The sequence below is a fragment of the Mycobacterium scrofulaceum genome, from assembly GCF_001667885.1.
GTDB classification, from domain to species: domain Bacteria; phylum Actinomycetota; class Actinomycetes; order Mycobacteriales; family Mycobacteriaceae; genus Mycobacterium; species Mycobacterium scrofulaceum_C.
In genome coordinates this window covers 21714-44954 of record NZ_LZJW01000179.1, presented here as the reverse complement: position 1 = coordinate 44954, position 23241 = coordinate 21714, and the positions used below count along the sequence as shown (strand labels likewise).

The following is a 23241-nucleotide window of genomic DNA, read 5'->3' as shown; positions in this document are numbered from 1 at the left end:
CGGTAGCGCCGCTCGCAGCGACGAGATCGCGCGCGGGATCCGGCTGGGTGAGATGGGTTCGCCGGCGCAAAAGATGCCGGCGTCCCGTTAGGCCTTAGGCGTCTTCGCTCACGGCGGCACGGTCACCGTTGCGGGCCCCGTTCATGCCGGAGGCGTCCGACGGCAGCTCGAAGGAGGGGTAGGCGGTACCGACCGCGGCCAGCGCCGCGTTGCGCTGCGCCTCCATGCGCGCCAGCGCGGCCTCGGTGAACACCGACAGCCCGAGGTCGGGGTTGTACCCGTGGATCTCCTTCACGTCCAGCTGGGCCAGGAAGTAGATGATCTCCTTGGACACCACCTGCCCGGGCACCAGCACCGGGAACCCCGGCGGGTAGGGCACGACGAACGTGGTGGACACCAGCGTCTTGCCCTCGGCCAACCGTCGCCCCGCCATGCCGATGAGGACATGCTCGCGATCGGCCTCCTCGTAGCCGGCGTAGAAGGCGGACCGCATGTCGCCGAAGACGCACGCGTCGACGGGCCGGAAGGCGACGTCGAACTCGCTGAAATCGGGCAAGTGCGGCAGGTCCTGGGTGATCTCCTCGACGTGACGCGCTTGCAACGCCCGGTCCGCGACGCTGGCCGCGCTCTCCGCGCGGTCGAAATCGATTGCCACCCTGCGCAATACGTCCAGCAGGTAGTGCACGCTGGACCACGTCACCCCGATCGTGAAGATCAGCAGCACGCTGTTGATCGACGTCTTGTTGATCTGGATGCCGAATCGCTCCATCAGGATCTTCTCGCGGAAGTCATACCCGTTCATCCCGGTCTTGCCGACGAACAGCGTCACCCGCGTCGCGTCCAGCACGAACTGATCGGACCGCCACGCCTCGTTCCACTCCGCCAGCGCGCCCTGCCTGACCTCGCGGTACGAGCTCACCGACGACGCCCGGAATTCCTCGGGCACCAGGTCGGACTCGTCGAGGATGCGGAACCACTTGCTGATCAACCGGTCTCGGCGCACGCGGTGCCGGAAGACCAGCGCCATGTCGTAGGTCTGCCGGACCAGCTGGAAACCTTCGATGTCGACCTGCCGGCGCGCCAGGTCCAGGGACGCCAGCAGCTGCTGGTTCGGCGAGGTCGACGTGTGGGTCAGGAAGGCCTCACCGAAGGCATCCCGGTTCAGGGCGTTGAAATCCTGGTCGCGGACGTGGATCATCGACGCCTGCCGCAGCGCCGACAGCGACTTGTGCGTCGAGTGGGTCGCGTACACGCGCACCCGTGCCTTGGCGGGGTCGGGCAGCAGCGTGCGGTCGATCCACTCGGACCGGTCGACCCGTTCCATCTCCGCGGCCCAATTCCGGTATTCGGCGGCATATTCCGGGGAGGCCAGCATCTGCTCGAGCCGCTCGGCCGACACCATCGCGGTGCGCTGCCGGGCCCAGGGCACGGCGGTGGCGAACGCGTACCACGCCTCGTCCCACAGGAAGCAGATGTCCGGCTTGATCGCCAGCACCTCCTGCATGACCTGCAACGGGTTGTAGACCACCCCGTCGAAGGTGCAGTTGGTCAGCAGCAGCATGCGCACGCGGTGCAGCTGGCCGGCGGCCTCGAGGTCGAGCAGCGTCTGCTTGATCGTGCGCAGCGACACCGCCCCGTAGATGGCGAACTGCGGCAACGGGTACGCGTCCAGGTACAGCGGGTACGCGCCGGCCAGCACCAGCCCGTAGTGGTGCGACTTGTGGCAGTTGCGGTCGATCAGCACGATGTCGCCCGGCCGGGTCAGGGACTGCACGACGATCTTGTTGGCGGTCGACGTGCCGTTGGTGACGAAATACGTGTGGTTGGAATTCCACGTGTGCGCGGCCTTGTCCATCGCATTTTTGATGTTGCCGTGCGGGTCGAGCAACGAGTCGAGGCCGCCGGACGTGGTCGAGGTCTCGGCCATGAAGATGTTGCGGCCGTAGAACTCGCCCATGTCCTGCAATGACTTCGAGTTGAAGATGCTGGCGCCGCGCGCGACGGGCAGCGCGTGGAACTGCCCCACCGGCGCCGCCGCGTACGCGCGCAGCGCGTCGAAAAACGGTGTGGAGAAACGGTTCCGCAGCCCCGCGAGCACGGTGCTGTAGAGGTCGGTCACGTCGTTGAGCCGGTAGAAGGTCCGGTCGTAGACGTCGGGTTCGGTGTCATCGCCCGCGGCGATCGACTCGTCGGTGAGCAGGTACAGGTCGATGTGGGGCCGCAGCTCGCGGATCCATTCGCCGCACTCCACCCAGTCGTTGGCGCGGTCGGGGATGTCCACGTCCTCGTTGGCGCCCAACAGGGTGTTCATCAGCGGCAGCCGGTCTCTGGAGCGCAGCGGCAGGTCGTCGCGGATGATTGCGGCCTGGATCTCGCCGTTCAGGGCGACCGCGGTGATCGCGTCTTCGACGCTGGGCACCACCAGGATTTCGAACTGCACATCGTCGGACGGGTTGCGCAACGCCCGCAGGCATTCAGCCAGGCAGTCGGGGGCCGTCGCGGGCGCGTCGTCGGCGAGCAGCACGGTGTAGAACTGCTGTTGCTTGGCCTGCGCGACCAGCTCCTGGTCGGCCAGCGGCGCGGAGGTGTCGAAAAGCCCTGCGCGGTCGCCGTATTCGCTCAGCAGCCGCACCGCCATGGACACCTCCTCGGTAAGCCGCACCGTGGACAGGCTCTCCAGGTGCGCGCGGAAGGTCGCCAGGTTCGCCGCGCCGGGGTACAGCCAGTACCGCTCGTAGGCGGCGATGCGGTCCATCAACCGTTTCACCCGGGCCACGTCGTGCGTCTTGTCGTGCCCGGCCAAGTCGACCTCGGCGAGGTGGCGGCACGCGTCGTCGAGCAGGTTCCAGGTGTCGATGCGGGCGTAGGACGGGTTGGCCACCGCCGCGAGCGCGGAGACGCGGAGTCGTCGCGGCTGGGTGGTGTATCGAGTCATGTCTCACCTGTTCTTCTGAGCGACTTGTATTCTCACCCCGCCGCGCCGCCCACGTGATCGTTTCGCCTCAGGTCGATTCGGTGATCCCGTCGTCGCCGCCGTCGGCGTCCACGATGCGCCGGTTGGCGCGCGTGCCGTCCACCCAGCGCAGCACCGGAAGGTCCCAACGCCGGGCCGGCAGCTCGGTGACGTCGGACAGCGATCGCACCACGGCCTGCGTCAACCCCATGATCGCGGCCATCACCGGCAGCAGCGGCTGCAGCGGCTTGGCGGCGCTGCGAACCGTGCTGATGCGGCGGGCCACGATCAGCCGTTCGACGCAGTGGTAGAGCCACGCCCCCACCGCGAGCGCGTAGATCGCCAGGGCCGACGCGACGATCGTCCACCCGAAGGCGGCGCAGACGACGGCGCCCAACACCACGGTCGCGGCCAGCAAGCCCGCGATGACGGCGCGCAGCTCCAGCCGGCTCACCGCTGCGGTTCCTCGTTCTCCGGCGCGCCGGCCGCGCTGGATCGGACCGCCGCGGCGGCCGCCCGGATCTGCGGCGTCACCAGCATGACCTGGCCCAGCACCCCGTTGACGAAGGCCGGCGATTCGTCGGTGGACAGCTCCTTGGCCAGCTGCACGGCCTCGTCCACGGCGACCGGCTCCGGCACGTCGTCGGCGTAGAGCAGCTCCCACACCGCGACCCGCAGGATGGCGCGGTCCACTGCCGGCAGCCGGTCCAACGTCCAGCCCTGCAGGTGCGAGCTGATCAGGTCGTCGATGTGGGCGGCGTGCTCGCCGACGCCACGCGTCACCGCGACCGTGTAGGGCTGCAGCTGCGCCACGTCCGGGTCGGCTTCGGCCAGCGCCGTGCGCAGGTCGACGATCTCGGCCGGACCCAGCCCGCGGGCCTCGGCCTCGAACAGCAGGTCAACGGCGCGCTTGCGGGCCTGATGGCGTCCCCTGACGGGCCTGCTCACGCGTTGACGCGCCCCAAGTAGCTGCCGTCGCGCGTGTCCACCTTGAGCTTGTCGCCGGTGTTGATGAACAGCGGCACCTGGATCTCCGCCCCGGTCTCCACGGTGGCGGGCTTGGTGCCGGCGCTCGACCGGTCGCCCTGCAGGCCCGGCTCGGTGTGGGTGACCTCCATCTCGACGGCCACCGGCAGCTCGATATAGAGCGGCGCCCCGTTGTGGAACGCCACCTGCACCGGCAGGCCCTCGAGCAGGAACCGGGCCGCGTCGCCGACCAGCGACTCCGGCAGCGGGTGCTGCTCGTAGTCCTGGCTGTCCATGAACACGAAGTCCGAGCCGTCGCGGTACAGGTAGGTGGTGTCGCGCCGGTCGACCGTGGCCGTCTCCACCTTCACGCCGGCGTTGTACGTCTTGTCGACGACCTTGCCGGAAAGCACGTTCTTGAGCTTGGTGCGCACGAAGGCGGGACCCTTGCCGGGTTTGACGTGCTGGAATTCGACGATCTGCCAGAGCTGGCCATCGATCACCAGCACCAGTCCGTTCTTGAAGTCGGCGGTGCTTGCCACGGTTCGGTGTATCTCCTAGGGGATGGACAGTCGTTCGCCGACTGTCTGCAACTTGTCGTCAGTCTAGAGCGGGAGGCCGCCGGCGCCCGCGCCTCGGGTGGCCGATGACCGGCGGGAAGCCCGGCTTCCGCTCTCCCGTTACGGGCCGGCCTCGGCCGGCCCGGTGGGCGAAGGGGGCACCCGCTTGATCATTGTCAGGAAGGGAACGCTGAGCTTCCTGCCGCCGGAAAACGGCACCGGGACGGTGAAGTACACGATGTCGACCTCCAGCCGCAGCTCCCGCAGCGGCTGAGCGTTCAAGTCCCACCGAAAATCCCGCAGGCGCGCCAGGCCACGTTCGATTGGCTCCACCCCGTTCACGCCACCCGACTTTACCCCGGGGCCGTTGTCCGCCCCACGGCGCGCATGGCCTAGCCGAGGATCGCCAACTCCTTGGGGAACCTGGTCAGCAGCTCCGGCGCGCCCCCGCGGGCCGCCGCCGCCTCGTCGGGCACGACCAGGGTGTCCTCGATGCGCACGCCGCCGCGGCCCGGTAGGTAGACGCCGGGCTCGACAGTCACCACCGAGCCCGCCAGCAGGGTGCCGGTCGAGGTGGCGCCGATTCCCGGCGCCTCGTGGATCTGCAGCCCCACCCCGTGCCCCAGACCGTGGCCGAACTGCTCGCCGTAGCCCGCGTCGACGATCAGCTGGCGCGCCGCGCCGTCGACGTCGCGCAGGCTCGCGCCCGGCCGCAGCGCCTCGCGGCCGGCCCGCTGCGCGTCGGCGACCAGCTGGTAGATCTCCAGCTGCCAGTCGGCGGCCTTGCCGAGCACGAACGTGCGGGTCATGTCGGAGTGGTAGCCGGCCACCAACGCACCGAAGTCGATCTTGACGAAGTCGCCGCTGGCCAGCACCGCGTCGGTGGGCCGGTGATGCGGAATCGCCGAATTCGGCCCGGCGGCCACGATGGTCTCGAACGAGATCGCGTCGGCGCCGTGGTCGAGCATCAGCGCCTCGAGCTCCCGGCTCACCTCCCGCTCGGTTCGGCCCGGCCGCAGGCCGCCGCGCTCCACCAGATCGGCCAGGGCGGCGTCGGCCGCCTCGCAGGCCAACCGCAGCAGCGCCACCTCGCCGTCGTCCTTGATTTCCCGCAGCGCCTCGACGGTCCCGGCGGCGCGCATCAGTTCGGTGTCCGCCTTGCGCTCGCCGAGTTCGCCGGTCAGCGCGTCGAAGGCGTCGACGGTCACCACGTTGCTCTCGAAGCCCAGCTTCCCGACCCCGTCGTCGGAGGCGCGGCCGACCAGGTAGCGCCCGAGGGCGCGTTCGATGGCGATCTCGAGCCCCTGCGCCTGCTCGGCCGCCTGGGTGCGGTACCGGCCGTCGGTGGCCAGCACGGGGTCGCGATCGTCGGCGAACACCAGCAACGCGCCGTTCGACCCGGTGAAACCGGACAGGTAGCGCACGTTGTTCAGGTCGCTGACCAGCATCGCGTCCAGTCCGCTGGCACTGATTTGCGCTTTCAGGTTGTCCCGACGCTGAGAATGTGTCACGACCCTTGACGGTACTCGCTACGCTGATTGCCCATGAGGTCCTGGATGCTGCGCGGATTGGTATACGCCGCGGCGATGGTAGTCGTTCGCTTGTTGCAGGGCGCGTTGATCAACGCGTGGCAGACGCAGGCCGGGCTCTTCAGCGTGGTGCTGCTCCTGTTGTTCATCATCGGCGTAGCCGTGTGGGGGGTGCTCGACGGCCGGGCCGACGCGAAAGCCAACCCCGACCCGGACCGGCGGGGCGACCTGGCGATGACCTGGCTGCTGGCCGGCCTGGTGGCCGGCGTCTTGTCCGGTGCGGTCTCGTGGCTGATCGCGCTGGTGTACAACGGCCTCTACACCGGTGGGCTGATTAACGAGGTGACGACGTTCGCGGCGTTCACCGCCCTGTGCGTGTTCCTGCCCGGGATCATCGGCGTGACGATCGGCCGTTGGCGGGTGGACCGCAATCCCCCGCCCCGGCAGAAGGCAGCGGACGACGAGCGCGCCGACACCGACGTGTTCTCCGCGGTGCGCGGTGACGACGCGCCGACCGGTGAGATTCCCACCGCGGGAGCCCAGCACGAGGAGCGGACCGCTTCGGTCGCCACGGCCGAGCGTGACGCGCCGACGGAGACGATCCACACCGCGGCCGACCACGAGCCGAAGACCGAAGTGATCCGCACCGACGGCGGCGACGATGCCACGAAGCCGGGCGCGGAGCCCAAGAAGGACTAGCCCTTGGCGGCTTCCGCCAGGTAGCGCAGGGCGAGCAGGTAGCCCTGAATTCCCAACCCGACGATCACTCCCGTGGCCACGGGGCTCAGGTACGAGTGGCGCCGAAACTCCTCGCGCGCATGCACATTGGAGATGTGCACCTCGATCAGGGGCGCGCGCAACTCGGCGCACGCGTCGCGCAGCGCCACCGATGTGTGGGTGAGGCCGCCGGCGTTGAGGATCACCGGCTCGCCGGCGTCGGCGGCCGCATGGATCCAGTCCAGCAGCTGGCCTTCGCTATCACTCTGGCGCACAAGGGCTTTCAGGCCCAGGGCGGTGGCCTCCCGCTCGATGAGTGCGGCCAGTTCGTCGTGCGTGGTGTCCCCGTAGACCTCGGGCTCGCGGCGACCCAGCCGACCCAGGTTCGGGCCGTTGATGACGTTGACGGTGGTGGTCATCCGGCCCCTTCTTCTTCTGACAACCCCGCGTACGCCGCCGCCAGCAGCGACGGGTCGGGCCCGGCCAGCCGCCCCGGCTTGGCCAGCCCGTCGAGGACGACGAATCTGAGCACACCGGCACGCGACTTCTTGTCCTGGGCCATGTATTCCAGCAACTGCGGCAAGGCGTCGGCGTCGTAGCTGACCGGCAGCCCCAGCGCCGCCAGGACGGTGCGGTGGCGTTGCGCGGTCGCGTCGTCGAGCCGGCCCGCGAGGCGGGCCAGCTCCGCGGCGAAGACCAAGCCCACCGACACCGCGGCGCCGTGGCGCCACTCGTAGCGTTCCCGGCGCTCGATCGCATGCGCCAAGGTGTGGCCGTAGTTGAGGATTTCGCGCAGTTCCGACTCTTTCTCGTCGGCGGCGACCACCTTCGCCTTGACGGCGATCGAGCGCCGGACCAGTTCGGGGAGCACGTCGCCGGTGGGGTTCACGGCGGCTTGCGGGTCGGCTTCGATGAGGTCGAGGATCGCGGGGTCGGCGATGAAACCGGTCTTGACGACCTCGGCCATTCCGGCGACGAGTTCGTTGTGCGGCAACGTTTCCAGGGTTGCCAGGTCGACCAGCACCGCCAGCGGCTGATGAAACGCGCCCACCAGGTTCTTGCCCGCGTCGGTGTTGATGCCGGTCTTGCCGCCGACGGCTGCGTCGACCATGCCGAGCAGCGTGGTGGGAATGTGGACCACGTCGACTCCGCGCAGCCAGGTGGCGGCCGCGAACCCGGCGACGTCGGTGGCGGCGCCGCCGCCCAGGCTGACCACCGCGTCTTTGCGGTCAATGCCGATGCGGCCGAACACTTCCCAGAGGAATGCCACGACCGGCAGGTCCTTGCCGGCTTCGGCGTCCGGGATTTCGATGCGGTGCGCGTCAACGCCCTTGTCCGCCAAGCGGCTTCGGATCGCTTCGGCGGTGTGCGCCAGCACCGGTTGATGCACGACCGCCACCCGGTGCCGGTCGCAGAGCAGCTCGACCAGCTGGTCGCCCAGGTCGGTGCCGATGATCACAGGGTAGGGCGGGTCGACGGCCACCTCGACGGTGACCGGCGCGGTCATGTCGCGGCCTCCGCGTGAGCGTTCTCGGGGGTCTGCAGCCGAGACACGATGTAGCGCACCACCGCACCGGGATTGCGGCGATTGGTGTCGACGCGGATCGTCGACACGCGCCGGTAGAGCGGGACCCGCGAGGCCATCAGCGCGCGGAATTTCTCCGCGCGGTCGGGTCCGGCGAGCAGAGGGCGCACGGCGTTGCCGCCGGTGCGCCGCACGCCTTCGCTGGCGCTGATCTCCAGGTAGATGACCGTGTGGCCGGCGAGCGCCTCGCAGACCCCCGGGCTGGTCACCGCACCGCCGCCGAGCGACACGACGCCGTCGTGGTCGGCCAGCGCGGCACGCACCGCGTCCTCCTCGATACGGCGGAACTCCTGCTCGCCGTCGGTGGCGAAGATGTCGGCGATGCTGCGCCCGGTCCGCTGCTCGATCGCCGCGTCGGTGTCGAGGAACTCGACGCCGAGCGCCTTAGCCAGGCGGCGCCCGATGGTGGACTTGCCCGAGCCCGGCAGCCCGACGAGCACGGCCCTGGGCGCCATTACGCGGTCCCCCGGGCGGCCGGCGCTTCCCGGTCGGCGACCGCGCGCTGGTACGCCTCGATGTTGCGGCGGGTTTCGGTGAGCGAGTCGCCGCCGAACTTCTCCAGCGCGGCGCGGGCGAGCACCAACGCCACCATGGCTTCGACGACCACGCCGGCGGCGGGCACCGCGCACACGTCCGAGCGCTGGTGGATGGCGACGGCCTCGTCGCCGGTCGCCATGTCGACGGTGGCCAGCGCCCGCGGCACGGTGGAGATGGGCTTCATCGCGGCCCGCACCCGCAGCGGCTGGCCGTTGGTCATGCCGCCCTCCAGCCCGCCGGCGCGGTTCGTCGAGCGGACCACGCCGTCGGGCCCGGGGTACATCTCGTCGTGCGCGCGGCTGCCGCGGCGGCGCGCCGTTTCGAAGCCGTCGCCGATCTCCACGCCCTTGATGGCCTGGATGCCCATCACGGCGGCCGCGAGCTGGCTGTCCAGGCGGTTGTCGCCGCTGGTGAAGGAGCCGAGGCCCACCGGAAGGCCCAGCGCCACCACCTCGACCACGCCGCCGAGGGTGTCGCCGTCCTTCTTGGCCGCCTCGATCTCGGCGATCATCGCTTCCTCGGCGCCCTTGTCGAAGGCGCGCACGGGACTGTCGTCGATCGCGGGCAGGTCTTCCGGGCGCGGCGGGGGGCCGTCGTAGGGCGCCGACGGGCCGATCGCGATGACGTGGGAGAGCACGTCCACGCCGAGCGCCTGGCGCAGGAAGGACCGCGCGACCGTGCCCACCGCGACGCGGGCGGCGGTCTCCCGGGCGCTGGCCCGTTCCAGGACCGGGCGGGCGTCGTCGAAACCGTACTTGAGCATCCCGGCGTAGTCGGCGTGGCCGGGCCGCGGCCGGGTGAGCGGTTCGTTGCGCGCGATGTTGGCCAGCTCCGCGGGGTCGACCGGGTCGGCGGCCATCACGGTCTCCCACTTGGGCCACTCGGTGTTGCCGATCTCGATCGCGATGGGGCCACCCAGCGTGATGCCGTGGCGGACCCCGGACAGCACCGTCACCGCGTCGCGCTCGAACTTCATCCGCGCGCCGCGGCCGTAACCGAGCCGGCGGCGGGCCAATTGGTCGGCGATATCGGTGGAGGTGACCTCCACGCCGGCGACCATGCCTTCGAGCATGGCCACCAACGCACGGCCATGCGACTCTCCGGCGGTGATCCAACGCAACACCCGGACATTCTCCCATGTGCGCCCGGGCGGGCTTAAATCCGCAAGTGCCGGCCGTTCACCCGAGAACCAGGCCGATTGCGGCGGCGGTGGCAACGCACATCGACGGGCCGTGCGGCAGCGACCCGTCGCCCGCGCCGCCGAACAAGCGGCCCGCCAGCGCGCACGCCACGGTCAGCAGCGGCGCGGCTAGCGCGGAGAGGAACCACACCCCGGCGCCGAAGCAGCCGGCGAGCGCCCCGAGGCCGATCGCCAGTTTGACGTCGCCGGCGCCCATCCCGGCCGGGGCGAACGCGTGCACCAGCAGATAGATCGCGGTCAGCGCCGTCGCCCCGGCGAGCGCGGGCCAGCCGCGGCCGGCCAGCGTGGCCACCAGCAGGATCACCGCGGCCCCGGGCAGCGTCAGCGCGTTCGGCAGCCGGCGCCGGCGGACGTCGCAGCCGCTCAGCACGGCCAGCCAGACCAGCACCACGACCGCCGCCGTCATCCGCATGCGGCGCGACGTTAGCCCAGGGCGGCGGCCATGGCCTCCCGCGGCGCCGGCAGCCCTGTGAATAGCTCGACTTGGGTGAACGCCTGGTGCAGCAGCATCTGCACGCCACTGATCACGTGGCCGCCGGCGTCGGCCACCGCGGCCGCCAGCGGCGTGGGCCAGGGGTCGTAGACGGCGTCGAGCAGGACCGGGACGGCCGCGAGCGTGCCCGCGTAGCGCGCCGCGACGTCCGCAGGGATCGTGCTGACCAGCACCTCCGCGGCGGCCACGGCCGCGCGCAGGCCGGCGTCGTCGTCGATGTTGACGAACCACGTCGGGACCCCGACCCCGGTGCCCAGGTCCACCAGCCGGGCGGCCTTGTCGGGGTTGCGCGCGACCACGGTGATCGCGGTGACGCCCAGCTGGGCCAGCCCCAGGACGGCCGCCGGTGCGGTGCCGCCCGACCCGCACACCAGCGCCGGGCCGCCCGCTCCCCCGTGTGCCGCCAGCGCCCCCGCGACGCCGTCGATGTCGGTGTTGTCGGCCCGCCAGCCGGTCGGCGTGCGCACCAGAGTGTTGGCCGATCCCACCCGCTCGGCACGTTCGGTGCGCTCGTCGGCGAAGCGCAGCGCGGCGAACTTGCCCGGCATCGTCACCGACACCCCGACCCATTCGGGCCCGAACCCGCCGACGACGGCGGGCAGCAGCCCGGCGTCACATTCGATGCGGTCGTAGGTCCAGTCCGGCAGGCCCAGCGCCCGGTAGGCGGCCAGATGCAGCTGCGGTGACTTCGAGTGGGCGATCGGCTTGCCGAGCACCGCCGCTTTGCGGGGTCCGCCGTCAGCGCGCGCTATCGAGGACACCGTTGCGCTTAGCCAGCTCGATGTTGGCCAGATGCTGCTGATAATCCTTGGTGAACAGCGTCGTCCCCTGGGCGTCGATGGTGACGAAGTACAGCCAGTCGCCGGGCTCGGGATGCTCGGCGGCGCGCAGCGCGTCGACGCCGGGCGAACAGATCGCCGTCGCGGGCAGCCCCTGCGACACGTAGGTGTTCCAGGGCGTCTTCTGGGCCCGGTCGGCGTCGGTGGTGGCCACCTCCCTGCGGTCCAGCGGGTAGTTGACCGTCGAGTCGAATTCCAGGGTGTGGTGGGCGTGCAGGCGGTTGTAGATCACCTGTGCGACCTTGGCGAAGTCCTGCGACTTGGATTCCTGTTGCACCAGCGACGCCACCACCAGGATGTCGTACGGCGACAGGCCCATGGCCTGGGCGGTGTCCACCAACCCGGATTTCATGTACTCGACGGCCCCGGCGCTGATGAGGCTCGACAGGATGGTCTCGGCCGAGGCGGAGGGGTCGACGTTGAAGGTTCCCGGCGCGATCAGCCCCTCGATCCGGCGATGGTCCTTGCCGAGCTCGGTGAAGGGTTCGACGGCCCAGGGCGGCACCGCCAGCGCGGCGGGTGTGCTGTTGGTCGCCGCGGCCCGCAGTTCCTCCACCGCGATGCAGTGCTGGCTGCCGTCCAGGGTCACGCAGGTGGCCCGCGAGATCAGCGTCAGGATCCCGGGGGTCACAACGTTCGTCTTCATGTCGGTGGTGTCGTCGAGCTGACGGCCCTCCGGGATGACCAGCCGGCCAACCCGGCTGCTCGGGTCGGCCAGCCGCGTGACGGCGTCGGCCGCCGGGATCTCGGTGCGCATCCGGTAGAAGCCGGGCTGGATCGAGGAGATTTTGCTGTTGCCGTGCGCGGCGTTGACGAATGCCCGGACGGTCTTGACCACCTGCTCGTGCTGCAACGTCTCCCCGACCATGGTGGTCGAGTCGCCGTCCTTGATCTGAATCACGATGTCCTGCTTGCCGTTTCCGGCGTAGTCGTCGCCCGCCCCGAACACCGTGTGCCACAGCTTGGCCCCGACGAACACCCCGACCAGCACGACGACGGCGACGACCGCGAGCACGATCTTGCCGGCGAATCGCCGCCGGCGTCGCCCCCGCTCGGCGCGGTTCCGGGCGACGCGGCTGCCCTTCCGCGACGAACCGACCGCTTCGGGCTCGGCGCGTTGCCGCCGTGCGCTGTCAACCATCGGCGGGCTCCCCGGCCGTCAGGGTGGCGCGGCGCTGGTCCAGCCAGCTCTGCAGGATGGCCACCGCGGCGGCCTGGTCGATCACCGCCCGCTGTTCGCGGGCGCGGACGCCGGCCGCGCGCAGCGAGCGCTGCGCGCTGACGGTGGTCAGGCGCTCGTCGGCCAGCCGCACGGGCGTGGGGGCGATCCGCTGGGCCAGCGTGTCGGCGAGCTCCATCGCGTCGAGAGCCGACGGGCCGGTGCGGTCGGCCAGGGTGCGCGGCAATCCGACGACGACCTCGACGGCCCCGAGCTCGGCGGCCAGCTCAGCCAGCCGGCGCACGTGTTTGCCGGAACGGTCGCGGCGCACGGTTTCCACCGGGGTGGCCAGGATGCCGTCGGGGTCGCTGCACGCGACGCCGATGCGCACGCTGCCGACGTCGATGCCGAGCCGCCGCCCCCGCCCGGGATCCTGGTCAGGGTCGCCGGGCCGGTCGGGCACGCGATGCTGTGCTGGGCCCACTCAGCCGACCCGCGCTATCTCGGAGCGGACCGCCTCCAGCGCCGCGTCGATGCGGCTGGGGTCCTTTCCGGATCCCTGCGCCAGGTCCGGCTTGCCCCCGCCGCGGCCGTCGACGGTCGCGGCGAGCTGCTTGATCAGGTCGTTGGCGCGCAGCCCGAGGTCCTGGGCGGCCGGGTTGGCGGCGACCGCGTAGGGCACGCTGCCGCCCTCGCCCTCCGCGATCAGCGCCACCACGGCGGGGTCGCTGCCCAGCTTGCCGCGGATGTCGCCCACCAGGGAGCGCAGGTCGCCGGCCGTCATCCCCGCCGACATGCGTTGCGCCACCACACGGACGTTACCGATACGTTCCGCGCCGGCGGCGGCGTTGGTCGCGGCGGCGCGCGCACTCACCAGCCGGGCCCGTTCGAGTTCCTTCTCGGCGGCCTTGAGCCGCTCCACCAGGCTGGCCACCCGCGCGGGCACCTCGTCGGACGGCACCTTCAGCGACGAGGCCAGCCCCGCCATCAGCGCGCGCTCCTTGGCCAGGTGGCGGAACGAGTCCAGCCCGACGTACGCCTCCACCCGCCGCACGCCGGAGCCGACCGACGATTCGCCCAGGATCGTCACCGGCCCGATCTGGGCGGAGTTGTGCACGTGGGTGCCGCCGCAGAGCTCGAGGGAGAACGGCCCGCCGATCTCGACCACCCGCACCTCGTCGGGGTAGGCCTCGCCGAACATCGCCATGGCCCCCATCGCCTTGGCCTTCTCGAGTTGTTCGGTGAACGTGTGCACCTCGAAGTCGGCCTGGACCGCCTGATTGGTGACCTCTTCGACCTGGGTGCGCTGCTCGTCGGACAGCGGGCCCTGCCAGTTGAAGTCGAAACGCAGGTAGCCGGGGCGGTTCAGCGATCCCGCCTGAACGGCGTTGGGGCCCAGCACCTGTCGCAGGGCGGCGTGCACCATGTGGGTGCCCGAGTGACCCTGGGTGGCGCCCCGGCGCCATTCCGGGTCGACCGCGGCGACCACGGTGTCGCCCTCGACGAATTCCCCGGATTCGACGTTGACGCGGTGCACCCACAGGGTTTTCGCGATCTTCTGTACGTCGGTGACCGCCGCGCGGGCGCTCACGCCGGCGCCCGTCCCGCTGATGGTGCCCTCGTCGGCGATCTGGCCACCGGACTCGGCGTAGAGCGGGGTGCGGTCCAAGACGAGCTCGACTTGCTGCGCCCCGGCCCCTTCCGATTGCGAGCCGTGCGTGACGACCGGCACCCGCTTGCCGTCCACGAAGATGCCCAGAATCCTTGCTTCGGAAGACAATTCGTCGAACCCGGTGAATTCGGTGGGGCCGGCGTCGACCAGCTCGCGGTAGGCGCTCAGGTCGGCGTGGGCGTGCTTGCGGGCGGCGGCGTCCGCCTTGGCGCGGCGGCGCTGCTCGGCCATCAGTTCCCGGAAGCCGATCTCGTCGACCTGCAGGCCGGCCTCGGAGGCCATCTCCAGGGTCAGCTCGATCGGGAAGCCGTAGGTGTCGTGCAACGTGAAGGCGTCCGAGCCCGAGATCGCTTTGGCCCCCGCGGCTTTGGTGGTGCCGGCCACCTCGTCGAACAGCTTCGAGCCGGCGGCCAGCGTGCGGTTGAACGCGGTCTCTTCCGCGACGGCGATGCGCTTGATCCGGGAGAAGTCGGCGACCAGTTCGGGGTATGACGGCCCCATCGCGTCGCGCACGGTGGTCATCAACTCGCCGACGATGGGCCCGTCGATGTCGAGCAGCTTGGCCGACCGGATCACCCGGCGCAGCAGCCGGCGCAGCACGTAGCCGCGGCCGTCGTTGCCGGGCGTGACGCCGTCGCTGATCAGGATCGCGGCCGTGCGGCTGTGGTCGGCGATGACCCGGTAGCGCACATCGTCGTCGTGGTTGCCCACGTCATAACCGCGCGGCGCGCGGGCGGCGACGGCGTCGATGACCGGCCTCAGCAGGTCGGTCTCGTACACGTTGTGCACGCCCTGCAGGATGAACGCGACCCGCTCGACGCCCATGCCGGTGTCAATGTTCTTGCGCGGCAAGGGGCCGAGGATTTCGAAGTCGGTCTTACCGGTACCCTCGCCGCGTTCGTTCTGCATGAACACGAGGTTCCAGATCTCGATGTAGCGGTCTTCGTTGGCGACCGGTCCGCCACCGACGCCGAACTCTTCGCCGCGGTCGTAGTAGATCTCCGACGACGGGCCACACGGTCCGGGGATCCCCATGGACCAGTAGTTGTCTTCCATGCCGCGGCGCTGGATCCGCTCGGCCGGCAGCCCGGCGATCTCCTGCCACAGCTGCACGGCTTCGTCGTCATCGAAATAGACTGTCGTCCAGATTCTTTCGGGGTCCAGGCCGTAGCCGCCCTCGGACACCGCGTTGGTCAGCAGGGTCCAGGCCAGCTCGATCGCGCGGCGCTTGAAGTAGTCGCCGAACGAGAAGTTGCCGGCCATCTGGAAGAAGGTGTTGTGCCGGGTGGTGATGCCCACCTCGTCGATGTCGGGCGTGCGGATGCACTTTTGGATGCTGGTGGCCGTCGAGTACGGCGGCGTGCGCGCGCCCAGGAAGTACGGCACGAACTGGACCATGCCCGCGTTGACGAACAGCAGGTTGGGGTCGTCGAGGATCACCGATGCGCTCGGCACCTCGGTGTGGCCCGCCTTCACGAAATGATCAAGAAAACGCTTCCTGATCTCGTGTGTCTGCACTTCTGGTCCGCTTCTTCCTTTTGCTTTTTCGCGTGAACGTCTATTCCAGCGTATTCGCTGGAGTAGCTGGCTACCGGGCCGCTAACCCTCCAGAAAGCTCAGCCGCACCGAGCGTTGTGGGTTGTCCCGGTTCAAATCGACCAGCACGATGCTTTGCCAGGTGCCCAGCATCGGCTCGCCGCCGGAGACCGGCACGGTCACCGACGGCGCGACCAGCGCCGGCATCACGTGGTCCGCCCCATGGCCCGGCGAGCCGTGCGAGTGCCGATACCGGTCGTCGCGCGGCAGCAGCCGTTCCAGCGTGTCGAGCAGGTCGTCGTCGGAGCCGGCCCCGGTCTCGATGATGGCAACGCCGGCCGTCGCGTGCGGCACGAACACGTTGCACAGGCCGTCGCCCCTCGACCAGCAGAAGCCCCGCACCGCCTCGGTCAGATCGACGATGCGGCGCCGGGAAGTGTCCACGTCCAGCACGTCGGTATGCATCCCGACCAGCCTACGGCGCACATGTTGCGACCAGCCAATCGTTTGTGAGCGCGACCACATTTGGGCATTGCGGCGTGCAACGGGCAGGAGGAAGGTAACTGGTGGGGCCGGTGGCGCGCCCTGGCCCCTTCGATACAAGCCCCTACAGAGGAGGCGGCCGTGTACGCACGCTCTACCACCATCCAGGCGCAACCCTTAGCGGTCGACATCGGAATCGCGCACGTTCGCGATGTCGTCATGCCAGCCCTCACGGAAATCGACGGGTGTGTCGGGCTGTCGTTGTTGGTCGACCGGCAGTCCGGGACCTGCATCGCCACCAGCTCGTGGGACAGCATCGACGCGATGCGCGCCAGCGCCGAACGGGTCGCCCCGATTCGCGATCGGGCCGCGCTGATGTTCGACGGCAGCGCACGGGTCGAGGAATGGGACATCGCTTTGCTGCACCGCGACCATCCGTCCCGGCGGGGGGCCTGCGTGCGGGCCACCTGGCTCAAGGTGGTGCCGGACCAGCTCACCCGGTCCCTGGACTTCTACCGGTCCTCGGTGCTGCCCGAGTTGGAGGAGCTCGAGGGGTTCTGCAGCGCCAGCCTGTTGGTCGACCATCCGGCATGCCGGCGCGCGGTGTCGTGCTCGACGTTCGACTCGATGGAGGCGATGGCCCGCAACAGCGACCGGGCGAACGAGTTGCGCAGCAGGCGCGTCCGCGAGCTGGGCGCCGAGGTGATCGACGTGGCCGAATTCGAGTTGGCGATCGCCCAGCTGCGGGTGCCCGAGCTGGTCTAGCGCGGGGTTTTCGCCGAGCGTGCGGCCAGCACACTCGACCCGCTAGGGCAGCGCGTCGCCCGGGAATCCGCGGCAGGGGTGCACCTCGAAGCTGAACACGCCCGCGGCCACGCCCGGATCGTCGGCCATGATCGCCGCGGTGTCGTCGACCGAGGCCGCGAATACCGCGATGCCGCAGACCTCGGAGCCGTCGGTGACCGGCAACACGATCGGCATGACGCCGTCGTCGCGCAGGCCGAAGTTACGCCGCCCGTGCTCCCACACGGTGCCCGGTGTGGTCTCGTCGCCGAACCGCGGGCCCTGCTTGAGGATGACGACGCTGTAGGCCTGGGTGGTGGCCAGCAGCCGGCCCATCTCCTCGTCGGTGAAAGTCCTCATGATCGCCCCCGCTTCCCACGGATGATCGCCCGCAACCGCTCCAGCCGCCCCGCCATCTCCCGCTCGCCGCCGCGGCCGGCCGGCCGGTAGTAGTCCACGCCCACCAACTCGTCCGGCGGATATTGCTGGGCCAGGACACCGTCGGGATCGTTGTGCGAGTACTGGTAACCCTGCGCGTGTCCTAGCGCCGCCGCGCCGGAATAGTGCCCGTCGCGCAGGTGCGGCGGCACCAGGCCCGCCTTGCCCGCCTTGATGTCGTCCATCGCCGCGGCCAGCGCGGTGGTGACGGAATTCGACTTGGGCGCGGTGGCCAGGTGGATGGTGGCGTGCGCGAGCGTCAGCTGCGCCTCGGGCATGCCGATCAGCTGCACGGTCTGGGCGGCCGCCACCGCGATCTGCAGCGCGCTCGGATCGGCCATGCCGATGTCCTCGCTGGCCAGGATCATCAGCCGGCGCGCGAGGAACCGCGGGTCCTCGCCGGCGACGAGCATGCGGGCCAGGTAGTGCAGCGCCGCGTCGACGTCGGAGCCGCGCACCGACTTGATGAAGGCGCTGATGACGTCGTAGTGCTGGTCGCCGTCGCGGTCGTAGCGCACCGCGGCCTTGTCCAGCGACTGCTCGATGGTCTCGACGGTCACCGATTCGGTGGCTTCGGCGGCGACCTCCAGCGCGGTCAGCGCCCGCCGGGCGTCGCCGGCGGCCAGCCGCACCAGCAGGTCGACCGCGTCGGGCGTGACCGCGACGCGGCCGCCCAGCCCGCGGGGATCGTCGATCGCGCGCTGCACCACGGCGCGGATGCCCTCGGCGCTCAGCGGGCGCAGCTGCAGAATCAGCGAGCGGGACAGCAGCGGCGCCACCACCGAAAACGACGGGTTCTCGGTGGTCGCCGCGACCAGCAACACCACCCGGTTCTCCACGGCGGACAGCAGCGCGTCCTGCTGGGTCTTGGAGAAGCGGTGCACCTCGTCGATGAACAGCACCGTCTGCTCGCCGTGCAGGAGGGCGCGCCGCGCCTGGTCGATGACGGCGCGCACATCTTTGACCCCGGCCGACAGCGCCGACAGGGCCTCGAACCGGCGGCCGGTCGCCTGGGAGATCAGCGCGGCCAGCGTGGTCTTGCCGCTGCCGGGCGGCCCGTAGAGGATGGCCGACGCGACACCCGACCCCTCGACCAGGCGGCGCAGCGGCGACCCGGGCGCCAGCAGGTGCTCCTGGCCGACGACCTCGTCCAGCGAGGCCGGCCGCATGCGCACCGCCAGCGGCGCACCGGCCGACACGCCCAGGCCGTGATCGCTCGTCGGCGCCGCGCCGGGCAGGTCAAAAAGACCGTCGGACACGGCTTCAGGCATACCACGAAAACGAATCCGGGCGCCGCCTCGACATCTTTGCTAAGTTCCCGTGTGCGCGTGCCCACAGGTTGAGTCAACAGCTAGGACGGACATGAGCCAGCCTCCCGAGTATCCAGGCACCCCGGCCGACCCGCACGGCAGCGAGCACAACCCTCCGGGCTATCCGCCCCCACCCGGTTACGGCACGCCACCGCCGCCGTCCCCCGGTTACGGCGCACCTCCCCCGCAGCAGCCGGGCTACGGCCCACCCCCTGGCTACGGCGGCCCTGGTTACGGCGCACCGCCGAGTTATGGCGCTCCGCCCAGCTACGGCGCGCCGCCGCCCCCGCCCGGTTACGGCGGATACCCCCAGCCCGGCTACGGGGCGCCGGCCGCCCCCGGGTTCAGCGTCGGTGACGCCTTCAGCTGGGCGTGGAACACCTTCACCAAGAACGCGCTGGTGTTGATCGTCCCCGCGCTGGTGTACGGCCTGCTGTTCGGCGTGGCCACCGGGGTGAACATCGCGGGCCAGAACATGTCGCCCAACACGGCGAGCACCGACGACTACGGCTTCTACTTCACGACGAACCTCACCGGCGCCGGGTTGGTCCTCTTCATCGTCGGCACCCTGCTGACGTATCTGGTCACGGCGTTCGCCCAGGCCGGCTTCCTGTCGGGCTGCCTGGACATCGCCGACGGGCGCCCGGTGACCATTGGCTCGTTCTTTCGGCCACGCAACCTGGGGATGGCGTTCCTGGCCGCGCTGATCATCGGCGTCCTCACCTCGATCGGCTACTCCTTCTGCTTCGTCCCGGGCCTGGTGCTGAGCCTCTTCGTGCAGTTCACCATCCTGTTCGTCGTCGATCGCTCGGAGTCGGCCATCAAGGGCTTCACCTCCAGCTTCTCGCTGGTGGGGTCGAATTTCGCCAACGCGCTGCTGGTGTGGCTGGTGGTGATGGCCCTGATCTTCGCCGGGGCGCTGGCGTGTGGTGTCGGCCTGCTGGTGACGGCGCCGCTCGACGCGCTGATCCTGACCTACGCCTACCGCAAGCTGACCGGCGGCCAGGTCGTCCCCGCGCAGCAGGCGGGCTACCAAGGCGGCCCGCCGCCCGGGCCGCAGCAGGTCTGACCGCGAGCGAGCGCCCGAAGTTACGGCCCTGTTAGCCGCGGCTGCGGTGCGCTGCGCCCTTGTGGCGCTTGTGATGCAATCACCTTGTTATGAGCATCAAAGTCGCGCTGGAGCACCGCACCAGCTACACCTTTGACCGGTCGGTCCGGGTGTTTCCGCACGTCGTCCGGCTGCGCCCGGCGCCCCACTGCCGCACACCGCTCGAGGCCTACTCGTTACGCATCGAGCCGGAAGATCACTTCATCAACTGGCAGCAGGACGCGGTAGGCAATTTCCTTGCGCGCCTTGTCTTTCCGAATCCGATGCGCCGGCTGACCATCACGGTGGGGCTCATCGCCGACCTCAAGGTGATCAACCCGTTCGACTTCTTCATCGAGGACTGGGCCGAAACCTGGCCCGCCGAGGGGCTGACCTATCCCAAGGAGCTGGCCGACGACCTCGAGCCCTACCTGCGGCCCGTCGACGAAGAAGGCGAGGGGTCGGGACCGGGCGAGCTCACGCGGGCGTGGGTGCAGAACTTCTCGGTGGGCGAGGGCACGCGCACCATCGACCTGCTGGTCGCGCTCAACCGCGCGGTCAACGCCGACGTCGCGTACAGCCTGCGGATGGAACCCGGCGTCCAGACACCGGATTACACGCTGCGTACCGGTGTGGGCTCGTGCCGCGACTCCGCGTGGCTGCTGGTGTCGATCCTGCGTCAGCTCGGGCTGCCCGCCCGCTTCGTGTCGGGATACCTGGTGCAGCTCGCCTCCGATGTGGAGGCGCTCGACGGGCCGTCGGGCCCCGCCGCCGACTTCACCGACCTGCACGCCTGGACCGAGGTCTACATCCCGGGCGCGGGGTGGATAGGGCTGGACCCGACGTCGGGGCTGTTCGCCGGCGAGGGCCACATCCCGCTGGCCGCCACGCCGCATCCGGCGTCGGCGGCACCCATCAGCGGCGGCACCGAGCCCTGCGAATCGGTGTTGGAGTTCTCCAACACCGTCACCCGCATCCACGAGGACCCCCGCGTCACGCTCCCCTACACCGACGAGGCGTGGCAGACGATCTGCGAGGTCGGCCAGCGCGTGGACGAGAGGCTGGCCGCCGCCGACGTGCGGCTGACCATCGGCGGCGAGCCGACGTTCGTCTCGGTGGACAACCAGGTCGCCAAGGAATGGACCACCGCCGCCGACGGGCCGCACAAGCGGCAGCGCGCCTCCGATCTGGCCGCCCGGCTCAAGGAGGTGTGGGCGCCGAACGGGTTGATTCAGCGTGGGCAGGGCCGGTGGTATCCGGGCGAACCGTTGCCGCGCTGGCAGATTGCGCTGTATTGGCGCACCGACGGGCGACCGCTGTGGAACGACGGCGCGCTGCTGGCCGATCCGTGGGGAGACCGGCCGGACCCTGTCGATGGCGAGGCCGCTCACCAGGTGCTCGCCGGCCTGGCCGACGGCCTGGGTCTGCCCCTCTCGCAGGTGCGGCCCGCATACGAGGACCCGCTGCACCGGCTGGCGGCCAAGGTGCGGCAACCCGAGGGCGACCCGGTGGACCCGGCCGACGACCTCGACCAGGACACTCCCGCCGGTCGCGCGTCGCTGCTGGCCAAGCTCGACGAATCCGTCACGGCCCCAGCGGCTTTCGTGCTGCCGCTGCACCGCCGCGACGACGGCACGGGTTGGGCGAGCGCCGACTGGCGGCTGCGTCGCGGCCGAATTGTGTTGCTGCCCGGCGATTCACCTGCGGGTCTGCGGCTACCGCTGGATTCGATCAGCTGGCGGCCGCCGCGCGCGACCTTCGACGCCGACCCGCACGCCGCCGGCGACGCGCTGACGGCGGATTCGGACCAGGCGGTGGTGGACGACTCCGACACCGCGCCGCCAACCGCGATGGTCGCCGAGGTTCGCGACGGGATCCTCTACCTTTTCATGCCGCCCACCGAAGCACTGGAACACTTCGTGGACCTGATCGCCCGCGTCGAGGCCGCCGCGGCCAAGGCCGACTGCCCGGTCGTGATCGAGGGCTACGATCCCCCGCCGGACCCGCGGCTGAGGTCGACGACGATCACCCCCGACCCCGGCGTCATCGAGGTGAACGTCGCGCCGACCGCCAGCTTCGCCGAACAGTGCCAGCAGCTCGAAACCCTCTACGAGCAAGCGCGATTGGCCCGGCTGTCCACCGAGTCCTTCGACGTCGACGGCACCCACGGCGGCACCGGCGGCGGCAACCACATCACGCTCGGCGGCGTCACCCCCGCGGACTCGCCCCTGCTGCGGCGCCCGGACCTGTTGGTCTCGCTGCTGACGTACTGGCAGCGACACCCGTCGCTGTCGTATCTGTTCGCCGGCCGGTTCGTGGGCACGACCTCCCAGGCACCCCGCGTGGACGAGGGCCGCGCCGAGGCGCTCTACGAGCTCGAGATCGCGTTCGCCGAAATCGCCCGGCTCTCAGGTCCTTTCGGGGGCAACGCCCCCCGGCCCTGGGTGATCGACCGCGCGCTGCGCCATCTTCTCACCGACATCACCGGCAACACCCACCGCGCCGAGTTCTGCATCGACAAGCTCTACAGCCCCGACAGCCCCCGCGGCCGGCTCGGCCTACTCGAGTTGCGCGGGTTCGAGATGCCCCCGCATCTGCGCATGGCGATGGTGCAATCACTCTTGGTGCGTTCGCTGGTGGCGTGGTTCTGGGACGAGCCGCTGCGCGCCCCATTGATCCGGCACGGAGCCAACCTGCACGGGCGGTACCTGTTGCCGCACTTCCTGATTCACGACATCGCCGACGTCGCCGCGGACCTTCGCGCGCACGGCATCGCTTTCGAGACCAGCTGGCTGGACCCGTTCACCGAATTCCGCTTCCCCCGCATCGGCACGGCGGTGTTCGACGGAGTGGAGATCGAGTTGCGCGGGGCGATCGAACCGTGGAACACCCTCGGCGAGGAGTCCACCGCCACCGGCACCGCCCGCTACGTCGACTCGTCGGTCGAGCGCATCCAGATCCGGATCATCGGCGCCGACCGGCACCGCTACGTTGTGACGGTCAACGGGTATCCGGTCCCGCTGCTGGCCACCGACAACCCCGACATCCACGTGGGCGGGGTGCGGTTCAAGGCGTGGCAGCCGCCGAGCGCGCTGCACCCGACGATCAGCACCGACGTTCCGCTGCAGTTCGAGCTGATCGACCTGACGACGGGCACGTCGCGCGGCGGATGCACCTACCACGTCGCGCATCCCGGTGGGCGCGCCTACGACGAACCGCCCGTCAACGCCGTCGAGGCCGAGGCGCGCCGCGCCCGCCGCTTCGAGGCCACCGGCTTCACCCCCGGCAAGCTCGACTTGTCCGACATCCGGGAGAAGCAGGCACGCATCTTCACCGACATCGGCGCGCCGGGCATCCTCGACCTGCGCCGCGTGCGTACCGTTCAGCAGTAAT

General features: G+C 70.3%; 22 protein-coding genes. 4 read left to right on the top strand and 18 right to left on the bottom strand.

What is annotated here, in order from left to right; translation table 11 throughout:
• Positions 1-94: 94 nt before the first annotated feature.
• From A5681_RS25490 to A5681_RS25465, 6 genes are all read right to left on the bottom strand, one after another.
• Positions 95-2935 (bottom strand): aminotransferase class I/II-fold pyridoxal phosphate-dependent enzyme, encoded by a 2841-nt coding sequence (locus A5681_RS25490; protein WP_067282562.1) that lies wholly within the window; start codon positions 2933-2935, stop codon positions 95-97.
• 67 nt (positions 2936-3002) lie between these two features.
• Positions 3003-3407, bottom strand: coding sequence for an antitermination protein NusB (locus A5681_RS25485; RefSeq protein WP_067282559.1), 405 nt, complete (start codon positions 3405-3407; stop codon positions 3003-3005).
• A complete protein-coding gene (nusB, locus tag A5681_RS25480) occupies positions 3404-3901 on the bottom strand; it encodes a transcription antitermination factor NusB (RefSeq protein WP_067282555.1) in 498 nt (165 codons plus the stop codon). Before nusB ends, A5681_RS25485 begins: the two co-directional genes overlap by 4 nt.
• Positions 3898-4461 (bottom strand): elongation factor P, encoded by a 564-nt coding sequence (gene efp, locus A5681_RS25475; protein WP_067282552.1) that lies wholly within the window; start codon positions 4459-4461, stop codon positions 3898-3900. Before efp ends, nusB begins: the two co-directional genes overlap by 4 nt.
• A gap of 138 nt (positions 4462-4599) precedes the next feature.
• The gene (locus A5681_RS25470) at positions 4600-4821 is read right to left on the bottom strand and encodes a hypothetical protein (protein WP_067282549.1); all 222 of its coding nucleotides are present in this window, start codon (positions 4819-4821) and stop codon (positions 4600-4602) included.
• A 50-nt stretch (positions 4822-4871) separates the two neighbouring features.
• Positions 4872-5990, bottom strand: a complete 1119-nt coding sequence (locus tag A5681_RS25465; RefSeq protein ID WP_067282546.1) for a M24 family metallopeptidase — start codon at positions 5988-5990, stop codon at positions 4872-4874.
• A gap of 33 nt (positions 5991-6023) precedes the next feature.
• On the opposite strand from A5681_RS25465, the gene A5681_RS25460 reads away from it, so the two are divergent.
• A complete protein-coding gene (locus tag A5681_RS25460; protein ID WP_082968541.1) occupies positions 6024-6707 on the top strand; it encodes a B-4DMT family transporter in 684 nt (227 codons plus the stop codon).
• Here the strand turns inward: A5681_RS25460 and aroQ are convergent.
• The 10 genes from aroQ to A5681_RS25410 form a co-directional block, all read right to left on the bottom strand.
• Positions 6704-7144 (bottom strand): type II 3-dehydroquinate dehydratase, encoded by a 441-nt coding sequence (aroQ, locus tag A5681_RS25455; RefSeq protein ID WP_067282539.1) that lies wholly within the window; start codon positions 7142-7144, stop codon positions 6704-6706. The genes A5681_RS25460 and aroQ overlap by 4 nt on opposite strands.
• Positions 7141-8232 carry a 3-dehydroquinate synthase gene (gene aroB / locus A5681_RS25450; RefSeq protein WP_067282536.1) on the bottom strand — a complete coding sequence of 364 codons (1092 nt, stop codon included), beginning with the start codon at positions 8230-8232 and terminating at the stop codon, positions 7141-7143. The genes aroQ and aroB overlap by 4 nt, the downstream gene beginning before the upstream one ends.
• Positions 8229-8765, bottom strand: coding sequence for a shikimate kinase (locus A5681_RS25445; RefSeq protein ID WP_067282533.1), 537 nt, complete (start codon positions 8763-8765; stop codon positions 8229-8231). The genes aroB and A5681_RS25445 overlap by 4 nt, the downstream gene beginning before the upstream one ends.
• Positions 8765-9970: a chorismate synthase gene (gene aroC, locus A5681_RS25440; RefSeq protein WP_067282528.1), complete on the bottom strand. Its 1206-nt coding sequence runs from the start codon at positions 9968-9970 to the stop codon at positions 8765-8767. Before aroC ends, A5681_RS25445 begins: the two co-directional genes overlap by 1 nt.
• 55 nt (positions 9971-10025) lie before the next feature.
• Positions 10026-10460, bottom strand: coding sequence for a prepilin peptidase (locus tag A5681_RS25435; RefSeq protein ID WP_067282525.1), 435 nt, complete (start codon positions 10458-10460; stop codon positions 10026-10028).
• An 11-nt stretch (positions 10461-10471) separates the two neighbouring features.
• Positions 10472-11293, bottom strand: a complete 822-nt coding sequence (locus tag A5681_RS25430; protein WP_419866356.1) for a shikimate dehydrogenase — start codon at positions 11291-11293, stop codon at positions 10472-10474.
• Complete coding sequence (locus A5681_RS25425) at positions 11280-12521, bottom strand: endolytic transglycosylase MltG (protein WP_067282519.1); 1242 nt, start codon at positions 12519-12521, stop codon at positions 11280-11282. Before A5681_RS25425 ends, A5681_RS25430 begins: the two co-directional genes overlap by 14 nt.
• The gene (ruvX, locus tag A5681_RS25420) at positions 12514-13023 is read right to left on the bottom strand and encodes a Holliday junction resolvase RuvX (protein WP_067282516.1); all 510 of its coding nucleotides are present in this window, start codon (positions 13021-13023) and stop codon (positions 12514-12516) included. The genes A5681_RS25425 and ruvX overlap by 8 nt, the downstream gene beginning before the upstream one ends.
• Positions 13024-15729 carry an alanine--tRNA ligase gene (gene alaS, locus A5681_RS25415; RefSeq protein WP_067282514.1) on the bottom strand — a complete coding sequence of 902 codons (2706 nt, stop codon included), beginning with the start codon at positions 15727-15729 and terminating at the stop codon, positions 13024-13026. It abuts the gene before it with no gap.
• 81 nt (positions 15730-15810) lie between these two features.
• Entirely contained in the window at positions 15811-16200 is a 390-nt protein-coding gene (locus tag A5681_RS25410) for a secondary thiamine-phosphate synthase enzyme YjbQ (protein WP_197498726.1), read from the bottom strand.
• A 171-nt stretch (positions 16201-16371) separates the two neighbouring features.
• Here A5681_RS25410 and A5681_RS25405 point away from each other — a divergent pair, with 171 nt between their 5' ends.
• Entirely contained in the window at positions 16372-16995 is a 624-nt protein-coding gene (locus A5681_RS25405; RefSeq protein WP_067282510.1) for a hypothetical protein, read from the top strand.
• Between the two features lie 42 nt (positions 16996-17037).
• Here A5681_RS25405 and A5681_RS25400 read toward each other — a convergent pair whose 3' ends face one another.
• Both A5681_RS25400 and A5681_RS25395 read right to left on the bottom strand, forming a co-directional pair.
• Positions 17038-17373: a hypothetical protein gene (locus tag A5681_RS25400; RefSeq protein WP_067282507.1), complete on the bottom strand. Its 336-nt coding sequence runs from the start codon at positions 17371-17373 to the stop codon at positions 17038-17040.
• Positions 17370-18722, bottom strand: coding sequence for a replication-associated recombination protein A (locus A5681_RS25395; RefSeq protein ID WP_067282504.1), 1353 nt, complete (start codon positions 18720-18722; stop codon positions 17370-17372). Before A5681_RS25395 ends, A5681_RS25400 begins: the two co-directional genes overlap by 4 nt.
• Positions 18723-18813: 91 nt before the next feature.
• Between A5681_RS25395 and A5681_RS25390 the strand changes: the two genes are divergently transcribed.
• Together A5681_RS25390 and A5681_RS25385 are read left to right on the top strand one after the other, a co-directional pair.
• Positions 18814-19830: a hypothetical protein gene (locus A5681_RS25390; protein WP_067282501.1), complete on the top strand. Its 1017-nt coding sequence runs from the start codon at positions 18814-18816 to the stop codon at positions 19828-19830.
• An 89-nt stretch (positions 19831-19919) separates the two neighbouring features.
• Positions 19920-23240 carry a DUF2126 domain-containing protein gene (locus tag A5681_RS25385; RefSeq protein ID WP_067282499.1) on the top strand — a complete coding sequence of 1107 codons (3321 nt, stop codon included), beginning with the start codon at positions 19920-19922 and terminating at the stop codon, positions 23238-23240.
• The last annotated feature ends 1 nt before the right edge of the window (position 23241 follow it).

Excerpts from the sequence above, each read along its gene's own strand:
- A5681_RS25490 (WP_067282562.1), bottom strand. The coding sequence starts at position 2,935 with ATGACTCGATACACCACCCAGCCGCGACGACTCCGCGTCTCCGCGCTC.
- A5681_RS25460 (WP_082968541.1), top strand. The coding sequence starts at position 6,024 with ATGAGGTCCTGGATGCTGCGCGGATTGGTATACGCCGCGGCGATGGTA.
- aroQ (WP_067282539.1), bottom strand. The coding sequence starts at position 7,144 with ATGACCACCACCGTCAACGTCATCAACGGCCCGAACCTGGGTCGGCTG.
- aroB (WP_067282536.1), bottom strand. The coding sequence starts at position 8,232 with ATGACCGCGCCGGTCACCGTCGAGGTGGCCGTCGACCCGCCCTACCCT.
- A5681_RS25445 (WP_067282533.1), bottom strand. The coding sequence starts at position 8,765 with ATGGCGCCCAGGGCCGTGCTCGTCGGGCTGCCGGGCTCGGGCAAGTCC.
- A5681_RS25435 (WP_067282525.1), bottom strand. The coding sequence starts at position 10,460 with ATGCGGATGACGGCGGCGGTCGTGGTGCTGGTCTGGCTGGCCGTGCTG.
- A5681_RS25425 (WP_067282519.1), bottom strand. The coding sequence starts at position 12,521 with ATGGTTGACAGCGCACGGCGGCAACGCGCCGAGCCCGAAGCGGTCGGT.
- A5681_RS25400 (WP_067282507.1), bottom strand. The coding sequence starts at position 17,373 with ATGAGGACTTTCACCGACGAGGAGATGGGCCGGCTGCTGGCCACCACC.
- A5681_RS25395 (WP_067282504.1), bottom strand. The coding sequence starts at position 18,722 with ATGCCTGAAGCCGTGTCCGACGGTCTTTTTGACCTGCCCGGCGCGGCG.
- A5681_RS25390 (WP_067282501.1), top strand. The coding sequence starts at position 18,814 with ATGAGCCAGCCTCCCGAGTATCCAGGCACCCCGGCCGACCCGCACGGC.
- A5681_RS25385 (WP_067282499.1), top strand. The coding sequence starts at position 19,920 with ATGAGCATCAAAGTCGCGCTGGAGCACCGCACCAGCTACACCTTTGAC.